The sequence below is a fragment of the Psychrobacillus sp. FSL K6-4046 genome (assembly GCF_038624605.1).
In the GTDB taxonomy this organism is placed as follows: domain Bacteria; phylum Bacillota; class Bacilli; order Bacillales_A; family Planococcaceae; genus Psychrobacillus.
Map to the genome: position 1 here is coordinate 2,598,438 of NZ_CP152020.1, position 15,487 is coordinate 2,613,924.

Below are 15,487 nucleotides of genomic sequence, written 5' to 3' on the forward strand. Positions count from 1 at the left end.
CTTACACCTCCTCATCCTTATTCGTTAACAAGATCAGGGATATATTATCTTCTCCGCCTGACTTATTAGCTTCCTCTACTAATTCATCTCCCATTTCGTAAAGAGATTTCTTTGAGTATAGCAAGTGCTGTATATAGGATTCACTTATTTTGTTACTTAAACCATCTGTGCAAAAAAGAAAATATGAATTCGCTGCAAATTCTACTTCAAAAAAATCAGGGTGAATAGTTCGTTCGGTTCCGACTGCTTTCATAATTGCATTCTTCATAGGGTGTGTTTTTGCTTGTTCTTCATTTATCTCCCCAGAGTCGAGTAAGACATTTACAAAAGAATGGTCTCTTGTAATTTGCCGAACCAAGTTTTGTGTAATTTGATAAACGCGACTGTCCCCAATATGAGCTATAATCCCTTTGCTGTTTTCAAACAAACCTGCAATTAAAGTTGTTCCCATACCCTCACACCCTGTATTAGAGGATGAATGTTGGGCGATTAGTTGGTTAATGGTTTGAAACGTGTACATTAACCAATCTTTTGCTGGAACAACAGAAGGATTGTAAGCATGAAAATACTTTTCGAACTCAGTAATAGCCATCTCACTAGCTACATCTCCAGCATTATGACCACCCATTCCGTCCGCTACAACAGCTAAAATACGACCATCCTCACGTTTAAATACACCTACACGATCCTCATTAATGGTTCTTTTCAAGCCTACATCAGTTTTAACAACGAACCTCATTTATCCCTTCACCTCTTCATAGATAGAGCCCGTTGCAATCAGCTCTTTTTTTGAAAAACTGCCACAAAAAATCCATCACTTCTCAGGTCTTGAGGAAACAGCTGTAACATACCATCCTCTTCTTGTTGCTTTATATTCTTTACAACGTCTGGAAAACTTTTTAGTTCCATATCTGGATGTTTTTCCATAAATAACTTGGCCGTACCTTCATTTTCCTCACGGTCCACTGTACACGTACTATAAACTATTAAACCATTTGGCTTTAAAAGTGTATATGCTTCGTCTAATAATTTTAGTTGTATCGGCTTCAGTGAATCGAAATCCTTTTCACTTTTCGTATATTTAATGTCAGGCTTTCTTTTCATGACCCCTAGACCACTACAAGGAGCATCAACTAAAATACGGTCAAACGTTTGCTCTGGAAATAACTCTGACGCTTGGCGTGCATCTTTTTCAACTGTTTCAATAAAACTAAAGCCTAGTCTTTCAGCATTTTCTTTTACTAATTTCAATTTATGCTGGTGAATATCCATCGCTACAAGCTTTCCAGTATTTTTCATTTTTTCAGCTATATGTGTCGTTTTTCCGCCTGGTGCAGAGCACATGTCTAATACGGTCATTCCTGGTTCTGCTTGAAGAGCATAGGCCGGGATCATAGAGCTTTCGTCTTGAATGGTAACAAAACCTTTTTGAAAAGCTGTCGTTTTAGCTGCTTGGCCATTGAACAAATAAATACACTCTGGAATAACTTCGCTCTTTGCCACGACATATCCTTCTTGAGTCATTAAATGCATAACTTGTTCTACTGTTCGCTTGAATAAATTAACACGTAAAGTAGTCACAGGAGGCTCGTTATTTTCTTTAAGCATTTGCTCAGTTGTTTCAAAACCATATTCGGAAATAAATCGTTTCACCATCCACATTGGGTGACTAGTCTCGATAGAAAGTCTCTCTACCTTGTCTTGAATCTCTTCCGTGGAACGGACGCCTTCTCGAAGGATCGAGCGTAAAATACCATTAATTACACCGGAAATTCCCTTATGTCCTCTTCGCTTAGCAATGTTAACCGCTTCATTTACAGCTGCATGGTCTGGAATTCTCGATAAATAGTGTATTTGATATAAGGACAATCGAAGAAGTTGTCTAACCCAGTCATCCAGCTTACCTTTTATAAAGGGCTGAAGGTAGTAATCTAATGTCATTTTATGTTGAAGCGTTCCATAAGTTAACTCGGTTAATAAGGCTCGATCTTTTGGTTCAATGTCATACTTTTCAATTGTTTGATGTAGCAACAAGTTACTATAAGCTTGTTGTTTTTCAACAGCCATTAGTATAGTTAATGCTGCATCTCTTACATTACCTGTCCATATTTTTTCATTCTTTTTTGTCATTCAAATTTGTCTCCTATTCGCAATTTAGAACCTACGCCTCGCAAATAGTCATTTGCAGACATTTTTTTCTTCCCAGCCGGCTGTATCTCATCAATTCGGATAGCTTCTCCCAAACCAGTTTGAACAACAAAATAATCTGTTTCAATTTTTACGACTGTCCCTGGTAATTCCATTGTATCTGTATCAATCGTGTCTGCTTTCCAAAGCTTCACTGTTTGTCCATCTAATGTGGTATATGCTACAGGCCACGGATGAAGACCACGGATTTGATTGTGAATTTCTATTGCAGACTTAGTCCAATCTACTCTTTCCTGTTCGCGTGAAATATTTCTTGCATAGGTAACTAGAGACTCATCTTGGACAATTCGTTCATTTCTGCCCGTAATGATTAATGGCAATGTTTCCTTTAAAAGGAGAGTTCCTACTTCACTTAGTTTGTTAAACAGAATTCCAGTATCATCTAGATGTGTAATAGGAATTTCACGCTGAGAAATGATATCCCCTGCATCGAGTTTTTCCTCCATATACATAATAGTGACACCTGTTTTTTCTTGTCCATCTATAATTGCTTGGTGTATTGGGGCTCCTCCACGATAGGCTGGAAGTAAGGATGCATGCACATTGATACAACCGTATTTGGGAGCTTCTAGTAATTCTTTCGGTAAAATTTGACCAAAGGCAGCAGTGACAATCAAGTCTGGCGCCAGGTTAAGGATTTGATTGAGTTCCTCAGATCCCTTTAGCTTGTTTGGCTGAATGATTGGTAATCCAAGCTCTAAAGCCTCTTCCTTTACCGGAGGAGGAGTTAACACTTTTTTTCTACCTACTGGTCGATCAGGCTGAGTCACAACAGCACTAATCTCGTAGCCTTCCTCAACTAGCATGCGTAAGATTGGTGCTGAGAAAGCAGGTGTGCCCATGAATACGATAGAAGTCATAGCTCATCCTCCTGTTCATTCTCCAACTCTTCCATATCAACATAACGAATTATTTTAGAGGTAAATAAAATACCGTGTAAATGATCAATTTCATGTAAAATTGCTCTTGCTTCGTAGTCCTCTGCCTCTAACTCATATAAAGAGCCATCACGATCTTGAGCCTCTACCTTCACATAAAATGGACGCTCTACCTCTCCATAAATGTCAGGAAAACTTAGGCATCCTTCCACTTCCACTTCTGATCCACCTATTTCGACTACTTCGGGATTAATCATTTCAATTACCTCTTGACCTTCTCCTAAGTCTACAATCGCCACTTGGATGGCTTCTCCAACCTGGGGCGCAGCAAGACCGATACCATCTGAAGCAATCATTGTGTCATACATATCGTCTAGTAGCTTACCAAGTTTCTCATCAAATGCATGAACTTCTTTACATTTTTGGGTTAATATTTCATTAGGGTGTGTAACGATTGATCGAATTGCCATTTCTAAATTCCTCTTTTCAAACAGCCTATAAAATAGTGGAGGGATCTAAGTCTACTGTAAGTATAACCCCTTTTTTTATCCACTCCGTACGGTAAATTTTAATCAGTTGCTGTAGTTTTTCTATTAATAGTGGTTCTTGTTTGTATTTTATCAAACATTGGTAGCGATATCTATTTTGTATCTTGCTAATTGCGCTTGCAGTCGGCCCTATTACCATACTCGTGCTCGATAGATTACCTCGTAACCAATCGGTAGCAAGCTTCGCGTATTCTGCTGCAAGAAGAACATTTTCATGCGTAACTTGCACTAATGTCACGTAATAGAATGGTGGATATTCATATTGCTTACGCATAATCATTTCATTATGATAAAAGGGCTCGTACAGTTGGTCCTTAGAGTACTCTATCGCATAGTGCTCAGGGGTATACGTTTGGATGAATACAATACCTTCCTTATCGTGTCTTCCTGCTCGACCACTTACCTGTGTCATTAGCTGAAATGTTTTTTCAGCAGCTCTAAAATCCGCAAGGTGGAGAGTAGTATCGGCATTCAAGACACCTACCAAAGTGATATTAGGAAAGTCCAGTCCTTTTGCTATCATCTGTGTTCCTAATAGAATGTCTGCCTCGCCATCTCCAAACTGTTTCAGAATGCGTTCATGCGATCCCTTCGTTCTAGTAGTATCAACATCCATTCGTAAAACTCTGGCATAAGGAAATAATTTAGTAATTTCCTCTTCTACCTTTTGCGTACCTGTGCCAAAAAAACGGATATGTTCACTCTGACATTCCGGACACTGATGAGGCACTGGCTCCTCATGTCCGCAATAATGACATTTTAATCGTTCGCCTTCTCGGTGATACGTTAAAGAAATATCACACTGGTCGCATTCTACAACTGTTCCACAATCTCTACAAAGAACAAAAGAAGAGAAACCTCTCTTATTTAAAAAGAGTACAATTTGTTCTTTCTTTTCTAGTTTTTCTCGAATGGCATCTGCTAAAGGAACACTAAACATAGAACGGTTCCCACTTTTTAGCTCCGCACGCATATCCACTATATTGACGGTTGGTAAAGCTTGCTCTTTTGCCCTCATTGTTAAAGTTAGTAAAGTGTATACCCCTTTTGATGCACGTGCATAGGATTCTAAGGAGGGGGTGGCACTGCCTAAAATAACCGGGCATTTATGATACTCACTTCTCCAAATTGCAACATCTCTGGCATGGTAGCGCGGTGTATCCTCTTGCTTATAGGAGGACTCATGTTCCTCATCTAAAATAATGACACCTAAATCCTTAAATGGAGCAAATACTGCTGATCTAGCTCCAACAACAACCATTACTTCACCACGCCAAATTTTACGCCACTCATCAAACTTCTCGCCGGTTGATAGGCCACTATGCATTACTGCCACCTGGTCCCCGAAGCGCAGCTTGAAACGTCGTGTCATTTGGGGTGTCAATGAAATCTCAGGTACCAGCATTATTGCTTGTTTTCCTTCTGCTATAGATTTTTCTATTGCATGAAGATAGATTTCTGTTTTACCGCTGCCTGTTATACCGTGCAATAAAAAGGTAGTGTTTTCTCTATTATTTTGAGCATTTGTAATTTTAGATAATGCAGCCTTCTGTTCATTAGTTAGCTGTACTCGGTTATCACGATCTTGATAGTCAAGTGAAGTAATCTCCCGATACACCTCTTCTTGCTCTTTCACTAATATCTTTTTATTAATAAGTGCATGAACAGTAGCATTACTAACAGCGGCAGTCTGAATTATTTCTTGCATAGTGAAAGAGTTTTGTTCTTGTGCTAGAAGCCACTCAATCAATTCTTTTTGTTTTACTGCTTGTTTGGTGAGTTTATTTAGTTGATCTATTATAAATTCTTTATCTTCAACCAGCGTATATTTAGTAACTGTTTTAACTCTTGTTTGCTGCTTAATAATATTTTCGAGCAATAGACTACCTTCTGTTAAATGCCTTTTCATCACACGTAGCATTCCTGCTTTTTCAAAAGCTTCATAAGGAAGAACTTCTTTCTTTCCAAAAAGCGCTAGAATCTCTTCATCTAATTGGGTAGAGTCAACTATCTTAATATTTTTTTTATAGGATGCTCGTAAGGCAGCTGGAAGCATTACTTGAAGAGCGTCAATTTCATAGCAAAGAGTTTTCTTTGTCATCCATTTAGACAACTCTAGCAATTCTTCCGTAATAACTGGCTCAACATCTATAATCGATAGAACTTCCTTAAGTTTTGTTCGATCTATATCTGTTTCTCCTTTGATATTGGTAATAAACCCTTGCACTTTTCGATTACCGAAAGGAACATGAACCCGGCTACCTCGTTCTACTAAGTCTTCCAAATGTTCAGGTACTACATAATCAAACGGGCGGTCAATCGGATATGCAGCTACATCAACAATAACCTCTACAATCATAGAGTCTCATCTTTCTCTAGCTCGATTATCATGCGGAATAACTGAAGGGCTAGCTCCTTCTTACTGGTTTGTGGAAAGTGAATATCGATATCATTCTTTCCAACAAGAGTTACGGCATTCGTTTCTGTCCCAAAACCAGAACCCTCTTCTGTCACATCATTAGCTATTATATAATCTGCATTTTTCTTTTTTAACTTACCTTTTGCATAATGCACAACATCATTAGTTTCAGCTGCAAAGCCAACTAATATTTGACTTGTTTTACGTTTTCCCAACTCTGATAATATGTCCGTAGTTTTTTCCAAAGCGATTGTAACTTCCCCCTCTTTTTTCTTCATCTTTTGAGGGTGTATTTCTTTCGCCTTATAATCCGCTACTGCTGCTGTTTTCACTACTATAGAGGCTGTTTCAAAATGATTAAGGACTGCAAGAAACATATCCTCTGTGCTTTCGACGTTTACTAGCTTTACATTTTGAGGAGCATCTATTGCAACTGGACCTGAAATGAGAATAGTCTCTGCTCCTAATTTAGAAGCAGCCTCTGCCATAGCATATCCCATTTTACCGCTTGAAAAATTAGTTAAAAATCGAACAGGATCTAGCTTTTCTCTTGTAGGACCTGCAGTTACGACTACCTTTTTCCCTTTTAGAGGTAAGTCTTTCGGAGAAAAATGTGTTTCGACTAACTCTACAATTTTTTCTGGTTCTTCCAATCTTCCCTTTCCAACGTAACCACATGCTAAAAAGCCTTCAGATGGCTCGATAAATGAATATCCGTCTTTTGAAAGCTGTTCAATATTCCGTTTTACTGCTGGATGGTCGTACATATGTACATTCATAGCAGGCGCAATCCAGACATCTGCCGTTGTTGCTAAAAGAGTAGTGGTAACCATATTGTCCGCTATCCCATTAGCAAGCTTGGCAATAGTATTAGCTGTTGCAGGAGCAACGAGCACCAAATCCGCCCAATCTGCTAAATCTATGTGTGCAATAACCTGCGAATTTTTTTCATCAAACGTGTCATAGTATACATCATTTCTTGACATCGCTTGAAAACTTAATGGTGTCACAAATTCCATAGCGGATGGTGTCATCATTACCTTCACTTCTGCGCCAGCCTGCGTTAGCTTACTTACTAGCGCAACTGCTTTATAAACTGCAATCCCGCCTGTCACACAAACAAGAATTTTCTTAGAAGTTATCATTTATTAATCCCCTCTCTAAACAACAACCTCCCAAAGAACAGATACATTCTTTGGGAGGTGTCTTTTCATCCGATTCGCCTTGGCGTTTACTCCTAAGGTATCCGTTGAGGCATTTAACTATTACTTTAGCTGATGTCTAACGCAAGCTAAATAGAGTTACTTATACTTCATCCTCGTATACAGCATTTTCGTTAGTGGATTCGATTTTAAGCTCTCCAGCAGCTACTTCCTCAAGTGCTTTACCAACTTGCTTCGCTGAAACGTAAATACCTAGGCGCTCTCCGCCTTCTTCTTGTAACTGGCGTGCTCTTTTAGAAGCAACGCTTACTAATGAATACTTTGAATCGATTTGGTTTTTTAATGAATCTACTGATGGATATAACATTTTAAAATTCCCCTTCCAACATGGCTAAATATCTTTTTTCCACACGTTCACGGCGGCAATGCTCCGCAGCTACAATTGCATTAATCTTTGCGCAAGCTTTTGTAACTTCATCATTTTCTACAACATAATCATATAAGTGCATCATTTCTAGTTCCTGCCTAGCAGCTAGTATACGGGAGTTGATGACATCCTCTGTCTCCGTCCCTCTACCTATCAATCGTTGCTCGAGCTCGCTTAAACTAGGAGGCGCAAGGAAAATAAATAAGGCATTTGGAGCTTTTTCGCGTACTAAAGCAGCTCCTTGAACTTCAATTTCTAAAAAAACGTCTCGACCGGAGTCTAACGTTTCATTCACATAGTCAATTGGAGTACCGTAGTAGTTTCCTACATAAGATGCATACTCTAACAATTTACCTTGCTCGATCAAGGCTTCAAACTCTGCCTTCTTTTTAAAGAAATAATCCACACCATCTACTTCACCCTCGCGTGGGAGCCTTGTAGTCATGGATATGGAGTACTCATAGTTCGTTCCCGGTTCAGAGAACAACTCTTTTCTTACAGTTCCTTTACCCACTCCGGATGGACCTGATAAAACGATTAATATCCCTTTTTCTCTTCGCATAACTTCTCCTTCAATTACATGCTATCTCCGAATACTAACTTTAATACATACTTTACTGATTATAACACAAGTCCTCTATAAAATGATAAGATTAAAAGAAAAGCAAGGACTTGTTTATTACTTTAGCTATATTAACAATTTTTAGATTTTAACGTTTGAGATAGTTTTGCTTAAAGATATACAAGTTTAAGCTATAATTGAGTTCTCATGATAGAGAAACTAATCGGTGAGAGGATAAACTCGCCTATGCAGGTAGTTTTTTAGTCCACTCTTCTTATTCCAATTGTAAAAAAATCATATTCTCTGCATTTTTACCAAACTAACATAGTTTAATCAATTTTAAATGAATATAAAAAACTGTTTTGAAAGAGGAATTATTATGGCTTTTGATGGATTATTTACCATTTCAATGAAAACTGAATTACAACAAATTGTAACAGGTCGTATTTCTAAAATACACCAACCAAATGCACAAGAAATACTTATGCAAATACGAGCTCAAGGGAAAAACTTTAAACTATTGTTTTCTGTACACCCTTCTTATTCTCGAATACAACTCACTCATGAATCGATCGATAACCCAGCTACTCCTCCACTGTTTTGTATGGTACTTCGCAAGCATCTAGAGGGCGGAATCATTACTGCGGTTCGCCAACATGAAACGGATCGAATTATTATACTAGAAGTACTAAGCAAAAATGAAATCGGGGATGATATTACCCGCGAGGTTCACATGGAAATAATGGGCCGTCATAGTAACCTGTTATTAGTAGATCCTAGCAGAAACTTGATCCTAGAAAGCATTAAACACTTATCTCCTTCGATGAATAGCTATCGAACCATTTTGCCTGGTCAGCCCTATATTGCACCACCTACACAGAACAAGCTGAACCCACTAGTATATTCCGAGGATTTAACAAATGTGATTTTCAATACATCAGACCCTAAAGAAATAGTAGAGAAGATTTCAGGGTTTTCTCCACTTCATGCGAAGGAATTGATATATCGCATGAACGAAATTACTAATACTACTGAAAAGCTGGATGTTTATAAATCCTATATAAGTGAATTTATGCAAGGTGGTACCTCAAAGCAAATCGTAGAGATAAACGGTAAAACTTATTATTCACCTAATGCTTTAAATCATTTAGATGGCACTAAGTTTGACGAACAAAATTTAGGCAGCTTGTTAGACCGTGTTTATTTTGCCAAAGCTGAACGTGATCGAGTGAAGCAGCAAGCCGGCGATTTAGAACGATGGCTACAAAATGAACTAAATAAGCTAAAGTTAAAAATGAAGAAATTAAAAAAGGATTTCGAACAGGCTGAAAAGCTAGATACATTCCAATTGTACGGAGAATTGCTAATGGCAAATGCATACGCAATTGATAAAGGTTTGTCCGAAGTGGAATTAGTTAACTATTATGATGAAAATGAAAAAACGGTTGTCATTCCATTAAATGATAGAAAGACAGCCACCCAAAACGCTCAAAGTTACTACAACCGCTATACAAAAGCAAAAACTGCCTTATTAAAGATTGAACAGCAGCTAGAAATAACCCAAGATGACATCGCCTATTTTGAGCTATTGCAACAACAAGTCATGCAGGCATCTCCTACTGACATCGAGGAGATTCGAGAAGAGTTAATGGAGCAAGGCTTGCTGAAAATGCGCGCTTCGAAAAAGAAGAAAAAGCCTGTAAAACCAACACCTGAAAAGTATATTGCCTCTGACGGCACAGAAATTTCAGTTGGTAAGAACAACAAGCAAAATGATTATGTGACATTTAAGCTAGCGAAGAAAACGGATACTTGGCTGCATACGAAGGATATACCTGGTTCTCATGTTGTTATACATTCAGATAACCCATCTGAAACAGCCCTATCAGAAGCAGCAAACCTGGCAGCTTATTTTAGTAAAGCCCGTGAATCTTCTTCGGTGCCAGTTGACTATACAGTAGTCAAACAAGTGAAAAAGCCAAATGGATCGAAGCCTGGCTTTGTCATTTACTTCGAACAAACTACTTTGTTCGTTACACCAGATGAAGAAAAAATTAGACATATGAAAAAATAAACAAAGTGACTGGTAGGATAACTCTATCAGTCGCAGACTGTAGACAAATTCAAAGAAATTGGAGATTGTCTACAGTTTTTTCTATTTACCATACATACTAAGAAATCATCGATTTCCGCTATAGGCGCTACGCTTTCCACGGGCACGGCCTCAGCCTTCTCCCTCGCTGCGCTCAGTCCGGGTGCTTCGGCTCGTGCTGTTCCCGTAGGAGTCTTCGCACCTTCCGCTCCAATCGACTTGTATCGGCTACTAGAATAGGGTGTCCTTATACATTTCCCATTATTCTGAGGCGATGATAACCATGATGACGAGCAATCAAATGAATGAGCGTGAACAACTTGTACCTAAGGACCACCTGATCCGCAAGCTGGATGCTGCCATTAATTTTAACTTTATTTATCCATTAGTAGAACATCTATACTCTGCTGTTGGCCGACCAAGCATCGACCCTGTCGTACTGTCACAAATGACATTTATTCAATATACATTCGGAATCCGTTCCATGCGTCAAACGATTAAAGAAATCGAAAGGAATATGGAGTATCGTTGGTTTTTAGGATTCGGATATCTTTGAACAGATTTTCTACCGCATCTTCAACACTCAAAGGGAAGTCGCATACCATTCCTTTGAAAATGACAAAATGCCTCGAGAGATGAAACACTCGAGACATTTTGTCTTCACTATGTGACTGGTAGGATAACTCTATCAGTCGCTTTTTTGTCTTGAAAACTATTCCTTTTAAATTTTTGCAAATATTTAAAATAAGTAGTAAATTGGTAGAAATATATTTTTTAAAACCAGGAGGTTAAATGAATGACATTTAGCACAGCAGATTTATGTGATGAATATTCAGGCGAGATCCAAGTCCTAGGTTCTGAATTTAAATCCTACGGTAAAAAAACTAGCTTTTCTGGTCCCATTTGTACTGTTAAAGTTTTTGAAGATAATATTTTAATAAATCAAGCATTAGAAGACATTCCAGTGGGAAGCGTTCTAGTCGTGGACGGTGGAGGATCTAAAAAGTGCGCCCTAATGGGAGACCGTTTAGCTGGAATAGCCGAAAATAGAAACCTTTCCGGGATTGTGATTAATGGATGCGTGAGAGATTCAAAGGAACTAACTGAGCTTAACATAGCCATTCTAGCCCTCGGAAGTAATCCTTTAAAAAGTAAAAAAGAAGGAACAGGTGAAGTGGATATACCACTGTTTTTCTTAGGCATCGATTGGCATCCAGGAGATTATTTATATGCAGACGAAGATGGAATAGTAATTGCAAAAAGAAAATTGGTAGACTAAAAGTTTGCGTGCGAAATAAATTTCGCACGTTTTTCTTTTGAAGTCATATCTTTCCTTTTCTTTTACATATAATTTTATGATGAATCGAAAGAAGTGGAGGAAGTGCATGGATGTTTTTGTAAGACAAGGAGATTCCCTCTATTACTTTAGTCAGTTGTTTGATATTCCCCTACAACTAATTCTCGATTCCAACCAGAATATATCCCCTCAAAACCTTTTCATTGGACAACAAATTCAAATACCAGGATATGTAGGATTAGCTTATCAAATTAGAAGAGGAGAATCACTTTGGGCTATTGCACAGAGTAGAAAAATATCAGTAGAGGGTATTCTTTTAGCTAACCCAAATATTACCCCAACCTCATTACAAGTCGGACAAACGATTAAAATCCCTTTGAGAATTACTTGGAGAGTAGTCACCGGTAAAAGAAATTATGATTACAATTCCTTAGTCATTGATATTCGACGCCTTCAAACCGTGTATCCATTTTTAAAAATTTCTTCTATTGGCAACTCTGTTATGGGCAAAGAACTCCAGGAAATAGTAGTTGGGAATGGAAACAAGCGAGTCCATTTTGATGGTTCCTTTCATGCCAACGAATGGATTACAACTCCTATCATCATGACCTTCTTAGATGACTATTTACTTTCACTGACTAATAGGAACACCATTAGAGGAATTCAAACTACACCTTTGTACGAACAAACTTTTCTTTCCATAGTGCCCATGGTTAATCCAGACGGAGTGGATTTAGTAATTAATGGTCCACCATCCGACGAGCCTTATCGAAGTAATGTGATTGAATGGAATAAGGGAAGTACTAACTTTTCAGGGTGGAAGGCCAATATAAACGGGGTAGATTTAAATGATCAATTTCCTGCGTTATGGGAGCTAGAAAGAGATCGGAATCCTAAATCTCCAGGACCAAGAGATTATGGCGGGGAAGCTCCATTAACACAGCCCGAAGCTATCGCAATGGCAGATTTAACGAGAAGAAGAGATTTCGTTCGAGTACTCCCTTTTCATACCCAGGGTCAAGTCATTTACTGGGGATTTGAAAATCTTCAGCCTCCCGAAAATGAAGTTCTAGCCATACAATTCGGTGAAGCGAGCGGCTACATTCCAATAGAAACTACCAATAGCTACGCGGGCTATAAGGACTGGTTTATCCAAGACTGGAGAAGACCTGGTTTTACTATCGAACTAGGCATTGGTACGAACCCCCTACCACTAACCCAATTTGATGAAATTTATGAAGATGCATTAGGCATTTTTCTTGCAGCACTGTATTTGTGAGGAGCAACATAAGAGGATTGGACATAACTCTCCTTAAAACAACATGTAGTAATGGAGAGACGTACTACAAGAAATCAGTGTCTTTTCAAAGAAATAAAACCGTGAAATCATGTTGCAGATTTCACGGTTTTTTAATTTAATAGTTATGTCCTAGCTTATTAAAACTAAGCTAGGTTAAAGGGTAGGGTTGATTTATGATGCAAAGAAATCTTAAATCAGAGAGTAGAATTGATTTTTCGCACCAGCCGGACGCTTTCCTCGGGGTGAGCGATAAGCCATCACCCATCGCTTGCGCGCGTGGTTGTGATGGCTTATCTGTCTCACTCATCCCGTAGGAGTCGCCGTCTGGCACTCCAATCAATAAACGGGAACAGCTTTAGAATCGATCGCTAAAAAATTTACTCGCATAAACAAAGCCGAAAAACTGTACCCAATCCCAATTTCACCATCTATTTATAATCTTAATAATCATTTGAATGTCCCTTTTATAATGTTTACAGTCACTATAAAAAAGAATGGTTAGTCAAAATCATCCATTAACTTTAACAAAGCTTAAAACAATAAAGTGACTTATCGTAAATAGCAGTTGCATCCGACTAGAGTGGAAACAAATATAATTAAAGGTGTACAAATTTCGTTATTTCTTAGAGGATGTGCATGTGCTTCCATAGAAATAGCAATTATGATTTACTTTAATAATTCATCAATCCATCCCTGTACCTTCAAACCCTCTTCAAAGGAAACTAATGTAGACTTTTCACCGATCCTCGATTGATGACATGCTTCAATTATTCCATCAGACACTGTAGATGGAGTGATTTGTACTGCCTCTTTATCCAATTCACTTTCCCATAACTCGGACCAGTTTCTAATCGTGATAACCTTTTTCGTTCCAAATACTTTAAACTCTAGTCGTTCTTCCTGCCCTATCCCTGATAAGCCATTCAAAACAATAGGAATATCACTATCCGTTTTTGCCAAGGCAGAGACACCAAGTTCGCAAAGCTCTGCATCCTGAGGATATGTCGTATGATGTGCTGTTATCGTGAAATTCCCAAATAAACGATATAAGAGTTGTAAATAATGTGGAAATACCTCTCTTATAAAACCACCTTGCGCACGAGATGCGATCCATGCATTTTGTTGCCACTTTCTAGGCCAATGAGGGAAGTATGTATGTAGCTCAATTTTAAGGATATCCCCTAATGAACCATCTGAAATCGATTGTTGTAGACTATGTATAACTGGACTGTACATTAAAGGAAAATGCATGGCTGTATGTACGTTTGCCTTGGTCACGGCTTTAACCATTCTTTCTCCATCTTGCGCATCGTGTGCTAGTGGCTTTTCAGAAAGAATATTTAATCCATAGGCTGCTGCCTTTTCTGTAATCGGTGCGTGGCTAACTGGGGGTGTTCCTATATAAATCCAATCAGGCTTTGTTTCTAGTAGTTCTTCTAGCGTAGAGGCTTCCGGTAGCGTATACTTTTCAGCAACTTCTCTCAGTCTTTTTTTATTTTCATCAAAAACAGATAAAATTTCACAATTAGGATTAGTTTTTATTTGGTTAATGATACGTTCTCCAACTATCCCCGTTCCGATTAGTGCAAAAGTAGTCTTTGTCATCCTAATAACTCCTCTTCATTTTTCTTCATTTTTTGTTGCATAACCCACTTTTTAATTTCTAAAGCTGTTTGTTCTGGTTGATCCCATTGAATCATATGTCCAGCGTTTTCCATAGCTATTATTGCCAATTCACTTATTGATTCTTCTAGCTGCTTAAATCCAACACCTCGGGCTTTATCAAGAGTTCTCGGCAATGTTGCATGCAAGAGTAAAAGTGGCACTTGAATGTATGGGTAGGCACTTGTGAAAGGCTCAGTGAAAAAGGCTTTAATAATAGAAAGAATAGTAAACTTAGAGGGAATTAAAGTGAAAAGGTTGTTCTCCTTGTAAAATAGTGTCCGAACATATTTTTCTTTTCGGTCATCCCACTTGCTTGTATACTCCTTATATTCTTTTAAAACTGTTTCCCATTCTACTAAAGTAGATTGATCCATATATGTATTCCAACCGGAAAGTGCAACTTCATATGTCATCTCTGGTTGATTGACAGGAAAGGTATATCCTCCATCCAACATTATCACACCTAATATATTCTCCGTGAATAACTTACTGTAGTGCAGTGCAATATCAGCTCCCCAGGAATGTCCCAGTATATAAAAAGGCTTATCAGTTATTTGTCTAATTAATTTTTGAAGCCACTGAGCCAATGATGAGAATAAATAGTCACTTTCCCTACTTAGTGGACTTGTAAGTCCGTGCCCAGGTAGGTCGACCATAATAAAATAAAAATCCTTCTCCAATAATGTTGAAAGTTGATCAAATGTATATGGTGCATTTCCAGCTAGGCCATGTAAACAAACAATTAAGGGATTTCGTCGATCACCCACTTCATAAAAATTAATCGCATTACAACCATCTGATAATAGTATATTTTCCACTAAACAACCCCCTACCCACTACTATATATTCGATTTACCTATGTAAATACCCTTTTCTCATATAATAAAAATAAGCCTGACAGTTAATGAACTGTCAGGCTTATTTTAAA

13 protein-coding genes and 1 pseudogene are annotated in these 15,487 nt (G+C 38.2%); 4 read left to right on the forward strand and 10 right to left on the reverse strand.

Going from position 1 to position 15,487, the window contains the following annotated elements:
* Window position 1 precedes the first annotated feature (1 nt).
* The 8 genes from MKY09_RS12935 to gmk all read right to left on the reverse strand — a co-directional run bounded on the left by MKY09_RS12935 (window position 2) and on the right by gmk (window position 8,205).
* A complete protein-coding gene (locus MKY09_RS12935) occupies window positions 2-739 on the reverse strand; it encodes a Stp1/IreP family PP2C-type Ser/Thr phosphatase (RefSeq protein WP_169358553.1) in 738 nt (245 codons plus the stop codon).
* 38 nt (window positions 740-777) lie between these two features.
* Window positions 778-2,130: a 16S rRNA (cytosine(967)-C(5))-methyltransferase RsmB gene (gene rsmB, locus MKY09_RS12940; RefSeq protein ID WP_169358552.1), complete on the reverse strand. Its 1,353-nt coding sequence runs from the start codon at window positions 2,128-2,130 to the stop codon at window positions 778-780.
* Window positions 2,127-3,068 (reverse strand): methionyl-tRNA formyltransferase, encoded by a 942-nt coding sequence (gene fmt / locus MKY09_RS12945; protein WP_169358551.1) that lies wholly within the window; start codon window positions 3,066-3,068, stop codon window positions 2,127-2,129. Before fmt ends, rsmB begins: the two co-directional genes overlap by 4 nt.
* Entirely contained in the window at window positions 3,065-3,556 is a 492-nt protein-coding gene (def, locus tag MKY09_RS12950; protein WP_342560501.1) for a peptide deformylase, read from the reverse strand. Before def ends, fmt begins: the two co-directional genes overlap by 4 nt.
* 25 nt (window positions 3,557-3,581) lie before the next feature.
* Entirely contained in the window at window positions 3,582-5,993 is a 2,412-nt protein-coding gene (gene priA / locus MKY09_RS12955) for a primosomal protein N' (RefSeq protein ID WP_342560500.1), read from the reverse strand.
* On the reverse strand, window positions 5,990-7,198 hold the full coding sequence (gene coaBC, locus MKY09_RS12960; RefSeq protein ID WP_342560499.1) for a bifunctional phosphopantothenoylcysteine decarboxylase/phosphopantothenate--cysteine ligase CoaBC: 1,209 nt from the start codon (window positions 7,196-7,198) through the stop codon (window positions 5,990-5,992). Before coaBC ends, priA begins: the two co-directional genes overlap by 4 nt.
* Before the next feature lie 160 nt (window positions 7,199-7,358).
* Window positions 7,359-7,583 carry a DNA-directed RNA polymerase subunit omega gene (rpoZ, locus tag MKY09_RS12965; RefSeq protein WP_169358547.1) on the reverse strand — a complete coding sequence of 75 codons (225 nt, stop codon included), beginning with the start codon at window positions 7,581-7,583 and terminating at the stop codon, window positions 7,359-7,361.
* Between the two features lies 1 nt (window position 7,584).
* The gene (gmk, locus tag MKY09_RS12970; protein ID WP_342560498.1) at window positions 7,585-8,205 is read right to left on the reverse strand and encodes a guanylate kinase; all 621 of its coding nucleotides are present in this window, start codon (window positions 8,203-8,205) and stop codon (window positions 7,585-7,587) included.
* A gap of 379 nt (window positions 8,206-8,584) precedes the next feature.
* Here gmk and MKY09_RS12975 point away from each other — a divergent pair, with 379 nt between their 5' ends.
* The 4 genes and pseudogenes from MKY09_RS12975 to MKY09_RS12990 all read left to right on the forward strand — a co-directional run bounded on the left by MKY09_RS12975 (window position 8,585) and on the right by MKY09_RS12990 (window position 12,873).
* Window positions 8,585-10,279 (forward strand): NFACT RNA binding domain-containing protein, encoded by a 1,695-nt coding sequence (locus MKY09_RS12975; RefSeq protein ID WP_342566834.1) that lies wholly within the window; start codon window positions 8,585-8,587, stop codon window positions 10,277-10,279.
* Between the two features lie 301 nt (window positions 10,280-10,580).
* Window positions 10,581-10,847, forward strand: a pseudogene (locus MKY09_RS12980) (transposase); the annotation flags it as partial.
* A 246-nt stretch (window positions 10,848-11,093) separates the two neighbouring features.
* Complete coding sequence (gene rraA, locus MKY09_RS12985) at window positions 11,094-11,576, forward strand: ribonuclease E activity regulator RraA (protein ID WP_342566835.1); 483 nt, start codon at window positions 11,094-11,096, stop codon at window positions 11,574-11,576.
* 106 nt (window positions 11,577-11,682) lie between these two features.
* On the forward strand, window positions 11,683-12,873 hold the full coding sequence (locus MKY09_RS12990) for a M14 family metallopeptidase (protein ID WP_342566836.1): 1,191 nt from the start codon (window positions 11,683-11,685) through the stop codon (window positions 12,871-12,873).
* 687 nt (window positions 12,874-13,560) lie between these two features.
* Here MKY09_RS12990 and MKY09_RS12995 read toward each other — a convergent pair.
* Window positions 13,561-14,499 carry a Gfo/Idh/MocA family oxidoreductase gene (locus MKY09_RS12995; RefSeq protein ID WP_342566837.1) on the reverse strand — a complete coding sequence of 313 codons (939 nt, stop codon included), beginning with the start codon at window positions 14,497-14,499 and terminating at the stop codon, window positions 13,561-13,563.
* Window positions 14,496-15,377: an alpha/beta hydrolase gene (locus MKY09_RS13000; protein ID WP_298470602.1), complete on the reverse strand. Its 882-nt coding sequence runs from the start codon at window positions 15,375-15,377 to the stop codon at window positions 14,496-14,498. The genes MKY09_RS12995 and MKY09_RS13000 overlap by 4 nt, the downstream gene beginning before the upstream one ends.
* Window positions 15,378-15,487: the final 110 nt, after the last annotated feature.